This is a genomic window from Armatimonadota bacterium (genome assembly GCA_016223145.1).
In the GTDB taxonomy this organism is placed as follows: Bacteria; Armatimonadota; Fimbriimonadia; order Fimbriimonadales; family Fimbriimonadaceae; genus Nitrosymbiomonas.
This window is the reverse complement of record JACRPN010000005.1, coordinates 117503-136263: the sequence shown is the minus strand read 5'-3', so window position 1 is coordinate 136263 and position 18761 is coordinate 117503. Positions and strand designations below refer to the sequence as shown.

At 61.0% G+C, this 18761-nt stretch carries 19 protein-coding genes; 13 read left to right on the top strand and 6 right to left on the bottom strand.

Annotated elements, in window-relative coordinates; genetic code table 11:
• Positions 1–4: 4 nt before the first annotated feature.
• The 3 genes from HZC36_02990 to HZC36_02980 form a co-directional block, all read right to left on the bottom strand.
• Positions 5–322, bottom strand: a complete 318-nt coding sequence (locus HZC36_02990; protein MBI5705938.1) for a DUF448 domain-containing protein — start codon at positions 320–322, stop codon at positions 5–7.
• Complete coding sequence (nusA, locus tag HZC36_02985) at positions 264–1328, bottom strand: transcription termination/antitermination protein NusA (protein ID MBI5705937.1); 1065 nt, start codon at positions 1326–1328, stop codon at positions 264–266. Before nusA ends, HZC36_02990 begins: the two co-directional genes overlap by 59 nt.
• A gap of 290 nt (positions 1329–1618) precedes the next feature.
• On the bottom strand, positions 1619–2173 hold the full coding sequence (locus tag HZC36_02980; GenBank protein ID MBI5705936.1) for a GNAT family N-acetyltransferase: 555 nt from the start codon (positions 2171–2173) through the stop codon (positions 1619–1621).
• A 196-nt stretch (positions 2174–2369) separates the two neighbouring features.
• Between HZC36_02980 and HZC36_02975 the strand changes: the two genes are divergently transcribed.
• Positions 2370–3782: an aminopeptidase P N-terminal domain-containing protein gene (locus tag HZC36_02975; GenBank protein MBI5705935.1), complete on the top strand. Its 1413-nt coding sequence runs from the start codon at positions 2370–2372 to the stop codon at positions 3780–3782.
• A gap of 249 nt (positions 3783–4031) precedes the next feature.
• Here the strand turns inward: HZC36_02975 and HZC36_02970 are convergent, their stop codons facing one another.
• Both HZC36_02970 and pheA read right to left on the bottom strand, forming a co-directional pair.
• A complete protein-coding gene (locus HZC36_02970; GenBank protein MBI5705934.1) occupies positions 4032–4385 on the bottom strand; it encodes a hypothetical protein in 354 nt (117 codons plus the stop codon).
• Between the two features lie 194 nt (positions 4386–4579).
• A complete protein-coding gene (gene pheA / locus HZC36_02965) occupies positions 4580–5686 on the bottom strand; it encodes a prephenate dehydratase (GenBank protein ID MBI5705933.1) in 1107 nt (368 codons plus the stop codon).
• Between the two features lie 94 nt (positions 5687–5780).
• On the opposite strand from pheA, the gene HZC36_02960 reads away from it, so the two are divergent.
• From HZC36_02960 to HZC36_02910, 11 genes are all read left to right on the top strand, one after another.
• A complete protein-coding gene (locus HZC36_02960) occupies positions 5781–6629 on the top strand; it encodes a TIGR00159 family protein (GenBank protein MBI5705932.1) in 849 nt (282 codons plus the stop codon).
• Positions 6610–7581 carry a hypothetical protein gene (locus tag HZC36_02955; GenBank protein MBI5705931.1) on the top strand — a complete coding sequence of 324 codons (972 nt, stop codon included), beginning with the start codon at positions 6610–6612 and terminating at the stop codon, positions 7579–7581. The genes HZC36_02960 and HZC36_02955 overlap by 20 nt, the downstream gene beginning before the upstream one ends.
• A 17-nt stretch (positions 7582–7598) precedes the next feature.
• The gene (locus HZC36_02950; GenBank protein MBI5705930.1) at positions 7599–8351 is read left to right on the top strand and encodes a GNAT family N-acetyltransferase; all 753 of its coding nucleotides are present in this window, start codon (positions 7599–7601) and stop codon (positions 8349–8351) included.
• Positions 8352–8460: 109 nt separating this feature from the next.
• On the top strand, positions 8461–8841 hold the full coding sequence (locus HZC36_02945; GenBank protein ID MBI5705929.1) for a hypothetical protein: 381 nt from the start codon (positions 8461–8463) through the stop codon (positions 8839–8841).
• A gap of 35 nt (positions 8842–8876) precedes the next feature.
• Positions 8877–9200 (top strand): FKBP-type peptidyl-prolyl cis-trans isomerase, encoded by a 324-nt coding sequence (locus tag HZC36_02940; protein MBI5705928.1) that lies wholly within the window; start codon positions 8877–8879, stop codon positions 9198–9200.
• Between the two features lie 32 nt (positions 9201–9232).
• Complete coding sequence (locus HZC36_02935) at positions 9233–11602, top strand: insulinase family protein (GenBank protein MBI5705927.1); 2370 nt, start codon at positions 9233–9235, stop codon at positions 11600–11602.
• Positions 11599–12453, top strand: coding sequence for a hypothetical protein (locus tag HZC36_02930; GenBank protein ID MBI5705926.1), 855 nt, complete (start codon positions 11599–11601; stop codon positions 12451–12453). The genes HZC36_02935 and HZC36_02930 overlap by 4 nt, the downstream gene beginning before the upstream one ends.
• A gap of 34 nt (positions 12454–12487) precedes the next feature.
• Positions 12488–13090, top strand: coding sequence for a redoxin domain-containing protein (locus HZC36_02925; protein MBI5705925.1), 603 nt, complete (start codon positions 12488–12490; stop codon positions 13088–13090).
• Positions 13091–13306: 216 nt separating this feature from the next.
• Positions 13307–14515, top strand: a complete 1209-nt coding sequence (locus tag HZC36_02920; GenBank protein ID MBI5705924.1) for a hypothetical protein — start codon at positions 13307–13309, stop codon at positions 14513–14515.
• 298 nt (positions 14516–14813) lie between these two features.
• Entirely contained in the window at positions 14814–15056 is a 243-nt protein-coding gene (locus HZC36_02915) for a hypothetical protein (GenBank protein ID MBI5705923.1), read from the top strand.
• Positions 15057–15108: 52 nt separating this feature from the next.
• Complete coding sequence (locus HZC36_02910; GenBank protein MBI5705922.1) at positions 15109–16314, top strand: hypothetical protein; 1206 nt, start codon at positions 15109–15111, stop codon at positions 16312–16314.
• Between the two features lie 42 nt (positions 16315–16356).
• Here the strand turns inward: HZC36_02910 and HZC36_02905 are convergent, their stop codons facing one another.
• Complete coding sequence (locus tag HZC36_02905) at positions 16357–17592, bottom strand: hypothetical protein (protein ID MBI5705921.1); 1236 nt, start codon at positions 17590–17592, stop codon at positions 16357–16359.
• A gap of 172 nt (positions 17593–17764) precedes the next feature.
• Between HZC36_02905 and HZC36_02900 the strand changes: the two genes are divergently transcribed.
• Positions 17765–18628, top strand: a complete 864-nt coding sequence (locus tag HZC36_02900; protein MBI5705920.1) for a zinc metalloprotease — start codon at positions 17765–17767, stop codon at positions 18626–18628.
• The last annotated feature ends 133 nt before the right edge of the window (positions 18629–18761 follow it).

Here is an 18761-nt window from a genome sequence, read left to right as displayed (position 1 = left end):
TGTCTTACCTCAGTTGGCATCGTAATTCCCGTTTGATAGCTTCAATCTCGGTTGGTTCGAGGGTTCGTCTGAGCGCGCGGGGGAGCCTTCCACGCTCTGAAATGCCGCCGATACACGCCTCGGCAGCGCAGACGTAACCGCTTCTGCCTGCCGTTCCTGGCTCCCAAATCCCGATCGTGCCGTCCTTCTTCGTGCCCACCCGGAGTAGTTCCGCTTGGGGTGCGCGACGCCTACAGACGATGCAGGATCGGATAGGGCGGGCGCTATGCGCTTGTCGCTCCTTGCGGCCGCTCCTTGGATTCTGAGGCGGCCTGCGCCTCACTTCGGATGTCGATCTTCCACTCCGTGAGCCTGGCGGCTAGCCGCACGTTTTGGCCTCCCTTGCCGATGGCCAGCGAAAGCTGGTTGTCGGGCACGACGGCATAGGCGCTGCGCTCGTCTTCATCGAGCTTGAGCGCGTTTACCTTCGCGGGGCTGAGCGCGTTCGTGATGTAGGTCTTTGCGTCGTCGCTGTGGAGCACGATGTCGATCTTCTCATCGTAAAGTTCCTCGGCGATCGCCTGAACCCTGGCGCCGCGTGGCCCGATGCAGGAACCCTGGGCGTCCACGCGCTCGTCCGTGCTGATCACGGCGATTTTGCTGCGCTGGCCGGGTTCACGGGCGACGGCCTTGATCTGCACCACGCCCGTGGCGATCTCGGGCACTTCCAGTTCGAACAGCTTGCGAAGAAGGTTGGGGTGAGTGCGGCTGACGATGACTCGAAGCCTTCTCTGGCTATCATCCACGCGAAGCACATACACCCGGATGCGGTCGTTGATGCGGTACGGCTCGGTGGGCACCATCTCGCGGCGCGGAAGCTCGGTCTCGATCTTGTTGACCTGCACGTAAACCGCATGGTCGTCCTTGCGAACCACGGTCCCGGCAACCAGGTCGCCGATCTTCTCCTGAAAGACGTCGTTGACCTGCCGGATCTCTGCTTCCCGGAGCTTCTGGCTCAGTACCTGCTTGAAGGTGGAGGCGGCGATACGGCCAAACCGGTTCGGGTCGACCTCGACGGGGATGAAGTCGCCGACCTCGGCGTCCTCCTTCTTCTTGCGGGCGTCGGTCACGGTCATCTGGATAGAGGGGTCGGCTACGATGCCCACGACCTCTTTCTCAAGGACGCACTTCCACCCTTTTTCAGGATCGATGTGCACGGCCACCTCGCCGACCGCGCCCACATACTTCTTGTAGGCGACGGCAAGGGCCTCCTCGATTTCGTGGAGCAGCTCCTGATAGGGGATTTCGCGCTCCTGTGCGATTTGCTTCAGCTGCTCCATGATGTCCATCGCTGTTCTCCACTCCTGTCTACGTGTTCACCTTTCAACAGCGCGCCGTTTGCTAGCTGTCGGTGAAAAAAAAGAGGCCCGTTCGGGGACCTCTTTGGGCTCACCACGTTGTTAATGGGATTATAGCATAGCGGGGTCTGGGACCGGAAGGGACGCGAAGCCCGAGGAGGGGCCGAGGGACATAGAGCGTGGCCAATCGGGTGGCAGGATGCAAGGCCGAAAGTCACGGCTGGCGGTAGAGCCCAATTAGCATCAGTGCTACGGCTATGGGCCCACCAGTCCCTATGTCCCTACCCTGTCCCGTGGAGCTCCCAGAATCTCTCGCGAGACAGGGTCGTCATTATTTCATCCCGAAATGCGCCGCGCTTCCAGAGCTTCTGCGGCAGGCGCCCGCAAACTTCGTATCCGGCCTTTCTCTGCATACCGAGAGAGCGTTCGTTGCCGTCGATGACCGCGGAGAACAGCCTTCGAAGGCCGGCCACTTCAAAGGCCCAACGCGCCCGGACGATCGCCGCATCGGTGCCGTAGCCCTTTCCCCAGAGGTCCGTGCGCCCGATGAGGGAACCTGTGACCGCGACCCCGTTGCGATAGTCGATGCCATGCACGCCGGAAGTGCCGATGTGCTCCCCGTCGAGGGTCTCGATGGCGAAGATAATCTCGGTATCGCTGAACCTGGAGCGCGCGTCGAACCACTCAGCCTCCGCCAATTTGGTCAAAGGGAAGTCGCCGACGAGCAGCCATGCGGTGACCTCCGGGTTGTTCATCCAGGCCACGCAGTTGTCGAAGTGCTTCTCTTTGTCCAGCGGCACAAGCTTTGTTAGCTTGCCTTCCCATCCGTATCCCATGGTTTTCTCCTTGTTCGTCGTTGCCACTTTCAGGAACGAGAACGGGCCATGGCATCGTATCCTCCCAAGTTGGAGGAACCAGCCATCGCCCGCGTCGATGCTTCAATGCGCCTTTGCCCGAAAGTGTAAGGTGTTTCGACGCGCGGCATGGCCCTACGGTTTCTGCATTCACACTTTGGAGCAGAATAGCCAAACCATGCGCGCCAGACTGACCTTTCTTCTCATTCTCGCCTTGTTCTCCTCGGCAATGCCGCAGGGGGGCAAATACCCGGTCTTTGAGCCTTCCCGATACCGTCCTGCCGAAACGAAGGCGCGACGCGACCGGCTGATGGCGGAAATGGGCCCGGGATCGATCGGGGTGTTCTTCACGAACCCCACACGAAACCGCAACAACGACGTGGACTTTCTGTTTAGGGGAGACTCCAACTTCCTCTATTTGACGGGGTTCGAGGAGCCCGATGCCGCGCTCATCCTGGTGCCGGATGGGTTTGATTTCAACGGGCGGCGGGTCAGGGAAGTGATCTTCGTCAACCTTGCAGACGCGATGTCTGAGACCTGGCTGGGCTACCGCATGGGGGTCTCGGGTTCAACGGCTATCCTCGGTATTGAAGCGGCCGCGCCTAACACGGACTTCGCTACGGTTCTCGCGAAAGCGGCCGCCGCGGCCACTTCGAAGAAACTGACGAACGGGCAGGTACCTGCCGACGCCAGCCCACGCGATCCGCTGGGCCAAATGGTCCAGTCCTACCAAACCTGGCGGTCGGGTGCAGGTTTTTCGGCAGGCCTAAACGGAACCTCCACATTGCGACGCTACCGGCAGGTCAAATCGGCTTGGGAGATCGAACTGCTCAAGAAGGCCAGCGCCATCTCGGCGCAAGCCCACACGGAGGCCATGCGGAGCATGAGCCCGGGCATGTGGGAGTACCAGATCGCCGCGGTCCAGGAGTTCATCTTCAAGTCACAGGGCTGCGACTACACGGGGTATCCCTCAATCTGCGGTTCCGAGGCCAACGCAACGATCCTGCATTACGAGGCGAACCGCCGCCAGATGAAGGCCGGGGAACTGTTCCTCACCGATTCGGCAGGCGAATACTACAACTACTCAGCCGACGTCACGCGAACCTACCCGGTGAACGGCAAGTTCTCGCCCGAACAGAGGGCGATCTATGAGATCGTGCTCGCGGCGCAAGACAAGGGCATTGGGATGTGCAAGGTGGGCGCAACGATGGGCCAGATCGGCCAAGCGATCAGCGCTGTGTTGGCAGACGGCTTGATCAAGATAGGGGTCATCAAGAATGCGAGTGAGCTGGGACGCTACTACATGCACGGGTTTGGACACGGGATTGGGCTGGACGTACACGACCCGGCGCCGCAGACCCTGGCAGCAGGCGCGGCGCTCACCGTGGAACCCGGCATCTACATCAAGGCCGGGAGCCCATGCGACAAGAAGTGGTGGAACATCGGTGTGCGCATCGAGGACGACATTCTGGTCACCGAGGCCGGACCTCTAAATATGTCGGCGGGCTGCCCGAGGAAGGTCGCGGACATCGAAAAGCTGATGGCCGAGAAGGGAATCGGGAACGCGGTGTCCGCGCCCTGGAAGGGATAGCGAGGCGTGTAGGCGCTTCTTTCGGTCTCGCTCTGGCAGTGAAGGGATGAAGAGATGATGCGATAATGGGATCAAAACCCGCTCTGCAGGGTCATTATGGGCTGGCACATCCAATTCGATGAGGGTCCGCTCATCATTTCATCAGCCAATCGTCTTCGCGAATTCTGCCCCCTCTCCCGGTTCGCCAGAGCTCACCGACCTCCCCCTCTTGGGGGAAGGTGGCTGCACGACTATCTCGAGAATAGTGCGCTACGCCACGCGGACTGTGGGCGCATCCTCTGCCTTGTCGGGTGGAGTTTCTTTGGGCGGCGCAGGAACTCGGCAACTGACGTAGAGGCGAATCCCCCGGTTGGCCACCACTGAGCCGACCATGCACATAACCAGGAGCAGCAGCACCTTGGTGGCGATCGTTGCCAGCGATTCGCCGGCGCGGTAGAGGTCTACGGCCTTGGCCTTGTGGTCGGCAAGCGCCACAGCGGGAGGCACTGAGAACAGGGAATAGGCCAGCTCGAAGGTCACTGCAAGCAGCCCGATGCCGGCAAAGAACACCAAGAGCCCGATCAGGGACCCAAGCCAGTCGGAACGCAGCTCCCGCTTAGCCAAGGTTGTGCGGCCTCACTTTTGCGCTTTTCAAAGATCGTCGTGTTGCCTCGTCTTGGCTCGGATCCAAACCGGCGCAAGGTTCCAGGGCTCCACCCTTCGCTGCAACAGCTCGGCCCGTTGGGCCTGGCAAGACTGCTTCCGGGCAGCGCCTCTGAGATGGCTCAACCCCGAGGCGGCGGCGACCTTGCATCTTCTTAGGATACCGAACCAAAGACGGTGCCCTCCGCGGCAGGGTAGCTGCCCAATACGACGGTTTCCAGGGCGTGGCCCTTGAGCAGTGCGATGGCGTCTTGTAGGTTCACGTCGGTCCGGTGGCCCACGCAGTCGGCATAGAAGATGTATTCGAACGCGGCGCGCTGGGCTGGGCGGGACTCGATCATCATCAGGTTGACACCATGCTTTACGAACGCGCCGAGGGCGGTGTAGAGTTCGCCAGGACGGTTCCTTAGGCTGAACATCAAGCTCGTTTTGTCGGCGCCGGTCTTTGTGGGTTCGTTGAAGCCGATCACGATGAAGCGGGTCCGATTTGAAGGATTGTCCTCGATGTGCTCAGCCAACACCGGAATTCCGACGGTTTCGGCGCCGAGTTTGTTCGCGATGGCCGCGCTTGTGGGGTCTTCCAGCGCTTTGGCGGCCGCGGCGGCGGTCGGCACGACTTCGATCACCTGCGCTGCGGGAAGGTTGGATCTGAGCCATCGTTTGCACTGTCCCGCCGGCTGGGGCCCCGCATAGACGACCTTGATATCCTCGAACCTCTCGGCCAGCGACACCAGATGGTGGTGGATCGGGACGTAGGTCTCTGCGCAGATTTTCACGTTAGTCTGCGGGAACATGTCGAGGGTCTGGGGTACGACGCCGGCGATGGAGTTCTCGATAGGAAGAACGCCATAGTCCGCCTTGTCTTGATCAACTGCGTAGAAGACGTCCTCGATCGATTCGATGGGCACGAGCTCGCTGGAGCTGCCAAAGGTCTGCAGGCCCGCCATGTGGGTAAACGTGCCGGCTGGGCCCCAATAGGCAACGGAAGGCACCTTCTCTGCGGCTCGGGCGGCGCTGACGATCTCGCGAAAGATGCTTTCGAGCTGCGTGTGGCGCAGCGGGCCGAGGTTGCGCTCCTTCAGGCTCTGGAAGATCTGCCGCTCGCGTTCGGGAGTGAAGAACGGCTTCTGTCCCTTCTGCTTCCAGCGGCCGACCTCCTGGGCTAAAGAGGCGCGCTCGTTCAGCAGCGCAACGAGTCGGTCGTCGATTGCGTCGATATCATGTCGGATCTCCTCCAACGGCCTGGGTGTTGAGTCGTCCATAGTTTTCGCCCGAGCATACGGCTTCCTGCATTGTGGCAAGGTCTTTCGCCCAACGCCAAGAGGCTGCCTTGAGTTAGAATCGAATCAGGTCCCTTTGAACGAAATCCTTCGCCCATTACTTGACCTTCGAGCGATGAACTCCGAGACCTTCGCGAGCATCGTCGATATTCTATTGGTTTCGTTCCTGAACTACCGGATCTTGGTGCTGGTCCGGGGGCCGAGAGCCTGGCAGATGGTAGTGGGAGCGTTCTTCGTTCTGTCCATTCTGCTTCTCAGCAAGGTGTTCAAGCTGTATGCCCTCGAAGTGGTCCTGGATCGAGCCCTGCTGCTTGCGCCCGTGGCGATCGTCATTTTGCTGCTGCCGGAGCTTCGCAAGGCTCTTGAAGTGTTCGGCAAAGTGGGGCTATGGGGACCCCGGTTGGCCGCCTACGAGAACGCCGGCTTCGCCAGCATTGTGGACTCGATCGTCGAGGCCGCAACCTCCCTTTCCGAGCAGCGCACCGGCGCCCTGATCGTCATCGAGCGAGGGGCGCCGCTGGCGGACACCATCGACAACGGCCTGACCCTCGACGCCAAGGTGACCGCGCCGCTGCTGGAGTCCATCTTCTTTGATGGAAGCCCTCTGCACGACGGCGCGGCCATCATCCGCGGAGACCGGGTCGTTGCGGCGGCCTGCAGGCTCCCTTTCAGCGAGAATCAGAGCCTTTCGAAGTCGATGCACATGCGGCACCGAGCGGCAGTTGGGATTTCGGAAGTCGTGGATTGCTCAGCGGTGGTCGTGAGCGAGGAGCGGGGCACCATCAGCTACGCCGAAGGCGGAAGCATCCGCGTGGTTTCTGCGGAGCAGCTGCGTTCGATCCTGCTCGGCACCGTGAAGTCGGCGCGCAAGCCAGGCCTAAAGTTGAGGTCAAGGAGGGAAAGCCATGCAGAAAAGGCAGGGTAAGGTGGACGTCCCCCTCGCCATCGTCTCGCTCATCCTGGGCGTCGCGACGTGGCTCTATGCCGTCAACATCCAGCACAAGAAATTGCCCATGGAGAAGGACCTTCGCATCGACGCACCGGAGCCGCCTGAGGGATTCGTCGCCACGAAGTTTCCGTCGTCTTTGCGCGTGGCGTTTCGGGGCACCAAGGAGGAGTTGGACGGAATCACGGACCGAGACCTCAAGAATAGCTTTGCCTGGATCGACATGCGCGGGGCAGAAGAGGGGACCCACTCCTATCCGGTTCGGTTTGAGCTCCTAGGAAACCTGGAGCGCCTGGAGCGAACCTCGCTAAGAGCCGTGGACGTCACCCTTGCGCGGACCGTCGTGGTAGCCAAGCAAGTCGAGGTTGCCGAGTTTGGCGAATCACCCAATGGGCTGCGGTATGACGCCTCGGCGGTTATGCCAAGCTCCGTAGACCTAGAAGGCACGCCCGAGGACCTGGCCCGCGTGAGCAGGGTGCGGGTGCTCCTCGACCTTTCAAAGGCGGAGATCGGCAACACACAGCGGCTCCCCGTGTCGGTCATCGACAAGAACGGAAAAGTGCTGTCAACGGTCTTGCCGTCGCCGGGAGTGGTCTCGGTCATTCCGGCCTTCAGCGCAAGCGTGCCGACCAAGAGCGTCATGGTGAGCCCCAAGTTTATTGGGACCCTCCCCGCGGGTCTGCGCCTCTCAAAGGTTGAGGTCACCCCAAATCAGGTTGCCGTGCGCGGTGAGCGGAAGCTCCTGTCGGGCCTGTTCCTGGTCAGTACCGCTGCGATCAACCTTTCGTCCATTCAGGCGAGCACCGTTCTGCCGGTGGAACTCCAGCTTCCACCTGGAATCAAAACATCCGGTGTGGCCAAGATCACGGTTCGCGTCACCGTGGAGCCCGTCGCCGAGCCTCCATCAATGAATCCCTCGGGACCGCCGTGATTGAGACGAGGCCCATCTTGCCCAGTGAAGCGGAAAAGTTCCTTTCGCTTCTTTGCGGGGTTTTCGAACTCGATATCGACCGAGCGCGCGGCGTGTTTTTCGCCGAGCCGCTCTTTGATTTGAGGCGCAAGTGGGGGCTCTTTGATTCCGGGAAGCTGGAGACGATCCTGACGACGGTTCCGCTCAGCTTCGGTTGGGGCGGAGCGGTGGGCATCGCCGGAGTGGCGACTCGGCCGGAGGCTAGAAGGCAGGGGCACGCGGAGCGGCTGCTTCGTGAGGTGGTCCGGGCTTCACGCGCTGCCGGTGAGCGCGCCCTTTTTCTCTTTGCGAACCAGATCGAACTCTACGAGAGGGTCGGTTTTGGAGTCCTGGATGAGGTCGTGCGGGGGCCCTTGCCCGCGACGCACAGCGACGGCTCGGAATCGCTGCTCGGCTATGATGACGTGCGAGGCCTCTACGACGCCTGGTCGCTCCAGGATCCGAACCGTCTGCGGCGCGACGACAAGCGCTGGGAGTACTGGCGCTGGAACCTGAGGGTGTGCCAGCGCGCGCCGGGCGGCTATTTCTGTGTGGACGGCCATGTGGTCCGGGAGGCGGTGTGCGACGCCGGTCTGCCTGAATGGCCTTGTAGGCCCGGGGAGTCGTGGTGCGGCTTGGGCTCGATGACGGAGCGCCTTGGGGTGCCGGCCGATGTGAGCCCGACTGGAACTTGCCTGATGGGAATCGGGCGCGAGTCGCCGCCTGCAATGTTTATGACGGATCAGTTTTAGGTGGTTAGGGCGAAGAGCGAAGAGGCGGAGGCGCTTCACGCACAATGAGGGAGCCTTGTTCGCGCTAGGGAGACTCTCACTGGCTTTAGAAGCCAGTACAATTCTGCGCATGGCCCGAGTCGCTCCTCTCGTTTTGCTGCTCCTTGCCCTCGCTCTCGCCGGCTGCTCTTCCAACCCGGTGGCGGGCACCTGGAAGCTTCAGGTTCCCGAGGCGCTGGCGACGGCCGCGAAGACCATGGGGAAGGGAGAAAGCCTCGACGCCAACATCGTCTTTGGCGACGACGGCAAGTTCAAGTTGAGCGGCTTCGGCGCGGGAAAGTCGGGGCAAATGGAGGGGAGTTACTCGGTGAACGGAAAGAAGGTGACCCTGAATTTCGAGAAACTGGACGGCACAGCCATCACCGAACAGCAGATGAAGCCCGAAACTGCCGAGCTTTCGGAGGATGGGAAGTCCTTCCTCATCCGTGGGGCGACCTTCGTCAAGCAATAGGCCCGCCCAAGCCTCCACCTGCCATAATCCGCGCCATGGCTGACCTTGTGATCGAAGACCTCGCCGTGGGCGATGGCGACCTCGCCGAGACCGGCAAGACCGTCACCGTTCATTACACCGGCACGTTTGAGGATGGACGCACGTTTGACTCCAGCGTCGGCAGGGGTCCTTTCAGCTTTCCGCTCGGAGCTGGCCGAGTGATCAAGGGCTGGGACCAGGGGGTTGCGGGCATGAAGGTCGGCGGAAAGCGCAAGCTGGTGATTCCCAGCGAGCTGGGATATGGCTCTCGCGGCGCGGGCAATGTTATCCCGCCGGACACGACGCTCGTCTTCGAGGTCGAACTCCTGAAGGTTGGCTGATCGTCTGACCTTCGCCGCAAGGCGTTAGGACCATGCCCGCTCTTACGTGCCTTCTTCTTCTCGGTTGTGCGCTCGGCCAGTCGTCGTCTCGACTGACGTCCGAGCTGCCGAACGGCATCTTTGTGATGGTCCAGCGACTACCGGAGGCCAGGCGGGTCACCTCACGGCTGATGATTGCCAGCCGTGGCGCTGAGGAGACCTTGGCCACCCAGGGGCACCGGCACTTGCTCGAGCATCTTTGGGCGAAAGGCGCCGACGGAAAGCTCGATGCGGCGTTGGAAGCCGAAGGCATGATCCTGTCCGCCCAAACCTTGCGCGACGCGACCGAATTCTCGATCACGGGTCCGAGAGAATCCTTTTCCAAACAGATTCAGGCTCTAAAGAGCCTCCTGAAGCCACGAAGCTTTGACTTGCAGGAAGTGAAGCGTGAGGCGCGGATCGTGGGCGAGGAGGTGCTGCTGGAGCCCGACAGCCGCACGATGAGCAGATTAGCTTGGCAGGCCGTGTATGGGGCAAACGGGTGCGACCCTAACGGCACGGCCTCAGCTCTTGTGGCGGCAACTCCCCAATCTCTTTCAACTCTGCAGAGGAGCCTTCTGCGATCCCGCCACATGGTTGTGGCCGTCTCGGGTCCGGTCGACCCTGAAACGACCTCCAACCAAGTGGCAAAGGCGTTCTCGGAGATTCCTGAAATGGGGCCGACTCCCTGGCAGCTTCGTTCCTCGCCCATGAAAGGTGCGCGGGTTGAAAGCTCGGAACTGACCGGCTCCGGGTTGGCGGTTGGGGTGCCCTCGATGTCCGAGCCCCGAACGGTTTGGGTCCTCGCGGCTGCGCTCGCGCTTGCGGCGAAGAACGAGGGCGCCTATGTGACCTACACACCCACCATTCGTAATGGCGTCGTGCTCGTCGGCAAGAATCGAAGCACGGCGGTGCACTGGAATGACGCGGAGCGGCCCACGTTCGGCGAGGGGAAGAACCTGGCGAGGCGGTGGCTGAAGACCAGGCTGGCAGACTCGGAGCAGGGTCTCTTCTGGCGCGCCTATTGCCTCACTCAAGCCCCTGGCGCGCGGCTCGAAACGATGCTCGAGAACCTGGAGGATATGACCCAAGCCGATTTCGACAAAGGGGTCGCCTCATTGGGGGTCGAGACTGCTTGCACGATCCAGGGCGCAGCTTCGCCAAGGACGCGGGCAAAGGGATTGCCGCTGATCGATGTCGACAGGGGTTCGACGCAAGCCATGCCGATTGGCCTGCCGATCGAGATTCGCCAGGACCCCAATGCCGAGCACCTCGTGGTGCAGGCTTTGATCCCGCTGGCGGGGCTCGGGCAGACGGACCCTGCCGTCGCCACCCTCCTCGGACGGTGTCTCTTGCTCGAAAACGGGGCATATTCCGAGGCGAAGCTGCGCAGCTTCGCGAGTCAGACCGGAGAGCCGCCCCTTGTGGAGGTCCTGTCGAGCCACATTCGGGTTAGGCTTGTCTTTCCCCCCGGAAACCTCGCCACGGCCATCGCGCTTCTGGGGTCGATGGTCCAGAGCCCCGGCTTCGGTGAGGCCAACTTGGCGAAAGCGCGCGCAATCCAAGAGGCACTTCAGGCACCCTGGCTGGCGTCGCTGAACCCCGAGGTCCTGGACCTGGGCGGGGTGGAGCAGCGCCAGGTCGAGGCACTCTATCGAGCGGCATTTCGACCGGAGAGGGTGCGCGTGGTGTTTTCGGGCCAGGTGGACGGCCCCGAAGCTCGCAGGCGCTGGGATCAGAAGCTGGCCAGCTGGGCACCGGAGCTACCTGGCACACGTCTGCCCGGCCCGGCAGTCAACCGGTTCTTGCCCATGGATACGGGATTTGGTGCGGCATCATTCGAGCTTCGCGGACCCGAATTTCCCTACTGGGACGGCGCGCTCGCAACTCGGCTCCTGATGATTTCGGCGCTTGGGATCGGGAAATCAGGCGCGGTCTATAGGGTCCTTCGGGAGGCCAACGGCTGGAGCTATCGACAGGAAGCTTTTCTCACGCCCACGGCGTTTGGGTTTCGGCCCAGGCTGTGCGCAACGTCTTCCCAGATCCGTCGCGAGGACGAGAAGGCGATTCGCGATGCACTGAGAGCAGACATCGGCCGCTGGAGTGACGCCACGCTCAAGACGGCGCTCGCCCTCCTTTCTGCGACTTACGACCAGGGATCCTGGCCCGAGCCCGTTTACTTGACGGGAACTGGGCCGCTTGGAGAGGAGCCCACGGACCGAGACTTTTCGAGTCTGTTTTGGAGGGCGATGGCCGGCCAGTCGTTCGACTGGAGCAAGCTGGCTGCCCGCGCCAAGATGGTCCGCCTTGAGGACCTGAAGGATGCGGCACTGCAGTTTGTGGACCGGGCGTCCTGGCTCTACGTGCCAGCCGGCAAAAGGTGACCGGTGTCCGCAACGGCGCCTCAGACGTCATTAGGGTTATGGGGCTTTGCTCTGCCGGTTTGATTCTGCTTGCTTGTCTCCGGGCCAACGGCGCGAGTTCACCGGTTCAGGGACACGCCAAGCTATCGCTCTCGGCCGTGGAGGGACCCGCAAACGCCAGGTCACTCTGGCTTGCGGCGCAGCTTGACGTTGACCCCGGATGGCACGTTTACTGGGAGAACCCGGGCGCATCGGGGATCGCCACCAAGCTGGAGTGGTCAACGCCAAATGGCTACGAGATCGTATCGACTTGGTGGCCCACACCCAAGGTCTTTGAGGACGGAGGCATCGTCAACTTCGGGTACGAGGGAAGGGTCGCCTTCCTCGCCAAGGTGGCGTTCCCCCCAGGTCAGCGCTCTGCAGCCAAAGGAGTCTTCGGGGTGAAGGTGGATTGGATGGCCTGTAAGGAGGCGTGTGTTCTGGGCTCCTCGAAGGCCACCCTACCGGTGCAAGCGGCTCTCCGCGGCAAGGGCAAGGGTCCAAAGGTAAGGATCGACTGGACCCGGTATCCGGCAAGCATTAAAGTGAATGCGTTCAAGTGTTGGTGGGTGAGCGGGCGGGCCACAGTAGTCGGAGAGGTCCCGGTCCCTTATCCGCCTTCAAGCGCGTACTTCTTTCCACGGGTCTCGGACCAATTTGAGCTTGAGAGCAAGCAAGACATCGGATTCCGCAACAGCAAGAGCGGCTCGATCGTCGAGATTCGGATGACGCCGGTCGACCGCAACAAAAGAAGCGGCCAAGTTGGCGGCGTTCTTGTTGTGTGGGATTCTCAGAACAAAGAGACTTCGTACATCGTTGATGCAAGCAAGTAGGGATTGAGATCCCAGACCATTGGGGTGACCTAGGATGAAACGAATCTTGATCGCACTGTTTGCAGGCGCCGCGCTGGTGAGCGCTTTCGCCATCGCGGGGCAAGCTGGGCCTACGGCTGCTCCCGACTTCAAACTCGATTCAGCCGCCAGCAAACCGGTCTCCTTGGGGGACTTCAAGGGGAAGTATGTGGTGCTGGAGTGGTGGAATTACGGCTGTCCGGTAGTGGGGAAGCATTACCGAAGCGGCAACATCCCCAAGCTCCAGAAAGAGTTCATCGATCAGGGCGTCGTTTGGCTCTCCATTTGCTCCTCGGCGCCCGGAAAGCAGGGCCACGTGACGGCCGACAATGCTTTCGACACGATGAAGCGGTTTGGTGGGGCTCCGAGCAACATCCTGTTGGACTCGGCCGGAACAGTGGGCAGGGCCTACAAAGCCACCGCGACACCGCAGATCGTGCTGATCTCGCCCAAAGGTGAGATGCTCTATAACGGCGCGATCGACAACGATCCGTCGGCGTCCGGTGAGGCGATTTTGAAGTCGGAGAACTACCTTCGCAGGGCGTGGGCCGAAGTGAAGGCAGGCAAGGCGGTTTCGACTCCTAGGACGCAGGCGTACGGCTGCAACGTCAAGTACTGAGGGAGGCTGGGAAAGGCGATAGGGCGGCCTTTCAGGCCTTGGGGTCTTTGGTGACGCCAAAATCCAGAGCATTGCAATTCGCTTTCACCTAACATCCCCTTGGATCTCGAAGGGCGGCTATCGAGTTGTGGAGTTGCCAACCGCGCGGGGGTGCTGCGAAGTGCCGGCCTGAAGGACCCGGCGCACTCAGCAGAGAAACCTAAGGGCGGTATGTTGTTGAGTTCATTGCTCCTGCTTGCGGCCTCGTTGACCGCGTCCGATGACTTTCCCCTGGGCGTTTGGTACGAGGGCGGCGCCGGGGAGTTCAGGCACAATTTAATCCCGATCGACCCTAAGCAGGCCGAGCCGCTCTATCTGGCGAACTTCAAGGACATAGCAGCCCACGGGTGCAACATCGCCGTGGCGCCGAACACGACCCCTGACCATTTCAGCTCACTCCTGGATTCGGCGCAGAAGGCCGGCATCAAGCTCATCTTGGAGCTTGGACATGAAGGGGGGCCGATCGGTGAGGCAGTTCGCAAGGGAGGCACGCCAAAAACTGACGCCCTGCGAGCCGCCTTTGAAGAGCGCCTCAAGCCGATTCAAAACCACCCCGCTCTAGCGCGGGTTCAACTCCTCGATGAGCCATGGAAGGAGGTGATGCCGACCTACGCCGCCGTAGCCCGTGAACTAAAGCGCTTCAACCCGAAGATGCCTCCGTTCACTTGCATTATCGAAGCCGACCACGTTACGAAGTTCCTCAGCGAGACCCACAGCGATGTGGTCGCTTTTGATTGCTACCCGTTGGGTGTCAACACTCCCGTCGGCGATGAGAAGGCTCTCAAGCGCTTCGAGGACGTGGCGTTCAAAGCGGCAGCCGGCGCCGGCTTCTACACGGCGGACGCTTGGGCGGTTATTCAATGCCACGCGATTACCGGAAGCCTGCGGTATCCGACGCCTGCGGAGCTACGGCGGATGACGCATACTGCGCTCGCCGCAGGCTGCAAAGGGATCTTTTGGTTCTTGTATCAGACCGAATGGCTCGACCCCAAGAAGGGAATCGAAATGGGCGGCCTGGTGGACGGGAAGTATCAACCCCGCGCGCTCTGGGATGAGGTGGGCAGGCTCACGGCACAGATACGCAAGATCGCGCCGGTGCTCGAGGAGCTTGAAGCCGAGGGGGCCCGGAACACCTGCTCGGACGGGCTGGACTCGGTGTTCTTCGGCGAGGGCGGGCTTTACGTGTATCTGGTCAACCCCGACGTCTTCAAGGTCAGGACTCTGAATGTCAGCGTGTTCCCGGAGTTCTTGAGGAATGGCTTTACGCTGGTGCCTGCTGCGGGAGGAGACGCGATTCCGGCAGTGAAGACAGGCGAGAAGTTCAACGCCAAGGTTCACTTGGAAGCGGGAGATGGGGGGCTGTTCAAGGTAGAGTTCAACCGATAACGGCCCGCAATGGACGACGAGGCTTAACATGATCACAAACGCCATCGCATTTGGATTTCGGCTGGTCATTTTCGCTCCCTTGGTGGAACAAATCCAGTTTTCGTCCATGATGTGCGAAGAGCGATTGAGCTCTTGGAAGCCTCCATCCAGTTATATGGCTCCCGAGGGAGCCGTGGCCTTTCGGCCTAAGGACGTGGTCGGCCGCTGGCGTTCCCACGGAGGACTAACGTCAAGCAGCCTGACGATCACGGTCGAGCCTGACCATCACATTCGCGTTTCCCTTGAAACGAGAGGATGTATGGATCGCTGGCGCCTGAACCGAACGGCAACGATTGTTGGGAAGATGCTCTTGCTGAACAAACCCATCGAAGAGTATTGCGGCGATCCCTACCAGGGCCTCTACTTGAGGCGAAATGGAAGGGAACTCTATTTGGTGCCGGCCGGCGCACTGGAACGTGCCATTGCCTTTGGAGGCGGTCGGAGGAATCAAATCGAAGATTGGGTTAGCTTTGAGTCGTTTGCGCGCACACCGGACCGTTGATCGGCAGCCCGGGCTTTGCCCGACCTGCGTGTAGCCCATAATAATCCAAACCATGGCTACCGAGTTCAACGTACCCGAAGCCCAGAAAGACATCGTCGACCTGCGGTCCGACACCGTCACGCGGCCGACGCCCGAGATGTACGAGGCGATCATGAAAGCCGCCCTCGGCGACGATGTTCTTGGCGATGAGCCGACGGTGCTCGAACTCGAGAGGATCGCCTGTGAGCGAACCGGCAAGGAAGCCGCCGTCTATGTGCCCAGCGGCACGATGAGCAACCAAATCGCCGTCCCAAGCTGGACCGAGCGCGGAGACGCGGTGCTCTTTGAAGAGGAAGCGCACATGCTCTACTATGAGTGCGGCGGCCCGGCGGTACTTGGGCAGGTCCTCACATGGACCCTCCCTTCCAAGCTTGGGGTCATGGACCCGGAGGACGTCGAGCGGCACATCACCAAGCGCTCGATCCACACGCCTGGCGTAAAGCTCATTTGCCTTGAGAACACACACAACAGGGCCGGGGGCACGATCCTTCCGCTTTCGGCGATGAGAGCCTATCGCGCGGTTGCGGATCGGCACGGGATTCCAGTGCACTTGGATGGCGCGAGGCTCTTCAATGCGGCGGTGGGGATCAGCGAAGGGCGAGGGGCGAAGGGCGAAGGACACAATGGAGAAGCCATCGGGCGAGAGGCGAGAGGCGAGAGGCGAAGGGATTCCGGTCTTGTTCCTTCCGACCCCGGACCTCGGACCTGCGACCTCGGTCCCTGCGCCATGGCCCGCGAGATCTGCTCCTATGTCGATTCCGTCAGCATCTGCCTGTCAAAGGGGTTGAGTTCGCCAGTTGGCTCGGTGCTTTGCGGCCCATCGGAGTTCATTGCCCGAGCGCGACAGTGGCGCAAGAGGGTGGGCGGTGCGATGCGGCAGGCCGGCATTCTGGCGGCCTGTGGGATTGTCAGCCTCACCAAGATGATCGACCGCCTGGCCGACGATCACCGCCGCGCGCGTGCGATGGCCCAGGCCCTGAGCGAGTTGCCCGGAGTCAAAGTCGATTGGGAGCGGGTGCAGACCAACATGGTGCTGGTTTATGTCGACGACGGCCCTGCTTGGATGAGCGACCTAAAGGATGTCGGAGTGTTGGCGCTCCCGCCGGCGCCAGACCGCCTGAGGCTCGTGTTCCATGCCGACATTGACGATCCCAAACTGGAGAAGGCCATCGAGGGGTTCCGACGTGTCGCGGAAAAGAGAGCCTTGAGCAAGGTGTGACGCCGCCGAATGCGATCGCAGTTCAGAGATCCATCGCCCCGATCAGCCCCCGACATTCCCACTCAAGACCACCGTGCCCTTGGCATTGTTCTGCAGGCGAAGGGGGCCCTTCACGACGTTGTCGGTGACCACCGCGCGTGTGACGCCGGGCCCAAGCACAATCTGCTTCTTGGATTCGCGAAATTCGCAGCCGCGGACCAGAAGTGTCCCGGAGTCCGCCCGGATCGCGGGCAGTCCCGCGTTCTTGACGTCCCACTGCACGAAGGTGCAGTCGCCAAAGCCCACGGTCCCGGCGCCTTCGATCCGAGCGATCTGGTTGCAGGGACCCCAAAACGCACAATTGCTGAAGCGGACGCTCCCGGAGTGATTGGGGCCCACAGAGACCATTGTGGGGTCCGGTCCGTGGAAGCTCACGAACTCGCCGTTGGTGATCAAGAGCCCCATCGGCGCGCTCTGATCAATCTGGATGGCGGTCCAGCAATCGTCCGCGCCGATCCCCAGGAAATTGCCGTTGCAGACGCCGTTCTTGCTCTCGATGAATCGGTAGCCGACCTTGTAGCCGAAGCAGAACGTGTTTAGGACGTACTGCCAGTCGGTCCGTCCGAACACGAACGCCTCGCCATTGGCCATCTGCCATTGGAACAGCTTCGGCTGCATGCTCCACCAGGGGTTGAAATGCACGTTTTCGATGCGCCCGATGTCATAGATCGAATCGACGTATACGCCGCGCCTGAGAGGCTGGCCCTGGACATTCCGGATCAGATGCCGCTCGTTCTGGCTGGCGTCGATTCCGTTGTAGGGGTTTAGGAGCTCGACGTCGAGCACCGCAGGGTTCTTGCCGCGCATGGCGACGGCATAGGGATACGGTCTGGGCTCAGCGGCTGGGTCCTGACTGGGATAGTAGAGGACCACTCCTTTCAGGGTGCTGTTGGTGTTCAAGGTAAGGAAAGCCGGTCCGTCTTCACTGCCTGCTCCCTCAGTGATGAGGAAGGTCGTTCCGTCATCGGTAGGGAGGGGAAGTCCCTTGTCGCGAACGCCGTTGTGCGCTGGCACCGACTCCCATACTCCTTTCAGGGTCACGCCGGCGGGCACGTTGAGGTGGCCCCTAAAAAGGTACTTCCCCCGGGGTGCGAAGACAACTTGGCCCGCCTTTGCGGCTGCATCGAGAGCCCTCTGGAAAGAAGGGGTGCAATCGACGAGGCCGTCCCCTTTCGCACCAAAGTCCAGAACAGACAGGCCCTGAGTGACTAGAGCCCCGGCAAAGAGGAGAGCTACCATGGTTGCAGTCTATCCTTCCAATCGGTTTCCTGCAAACGTCGCGAACCTGCGGTGTCATTGGTGAATCCAGCAATTCTCGTCTTGGAATTGGGATGAACTGACTCTATAATTACAGGAGTTGCTTCGTGCTCAGACTAGTAGTACGAAGCGGACGTTAGGAGGCGCTATTCTCATGCAGTTTTCCTTGATGACCAAAGGAATGTTCTTCGTATCTTCGGCCGCGTTGGCCACCTTGGGCTACGTGGCATTTGCCTCGGGACCCAAGTTCAGCCCCAAGCACTGCGGAACCCGGGAACTCTCGGTTCAAGAGCATGTGTTCATCGAAGCCCAGCTCATCTCTCACGAAGGGATCCAAGCTACCGGCGGCACAATCCCTGTCTATTGGCACGTGATCAACAACGGATCGGGCATTGCGAACGGGGACATCCCCGACAGCCAGATTGCTGCACAGATCAGCGTCCTCGACGCCGCTTACGCGCCTTGGGGATGGGATTTCCAGCTGGTTTCGGTGGATCGAACCACCAATCCCGAATGGTATACGGCCGGCCCAGGCACCAGCGCCGAGACCCAAATGAAGAACGCTTTGCGACAAGGAACTGCGGACGACCTTAACATCTACACGAATAACATGGGTCAAGGCCTTCTCGGCTGGGCGACCTTCCCGTCGGATTACAGGAGAAAGCCAAAACTCGACGGCGTGGTCGTCCTCTTTTCGTCACTGCCTGGTGGGACTGCAGCCCCGTACAACCTGGGTGACACTGCGACCCACGAGATCGGGCATTGGATGGGCCTCTATCACACGTTTCAGGGTGGCTGCACAAAGAACAATGATTCGGTCGCCGATACCCCAGCAGAGAAATCCCCTGCCTTCGGATGCCCGACGGGTCGCGATTCTTGTGCCGGGACCAGGTTTCCGGGGCTTGACCCCATCTACAACTTCATGGACTATACCGACGACTCGTGTAAGAATGAGTTCTCGGCCGGGCAGGATTCGCGGATGGACTCCATGTACACGACCTACCGCGAGGGCAAGTAGCCATTCGCATCTATCCACTCACTCTTGGCGCTATCAAGCGCCAAGAGTGAGTGGGCATTCTGGGCTGTGGCCAAACCCATGGTGGTGGGCGTCCAGTCCGGTAGTGATTGATTCAGCCATGTAGCCGGGCCAG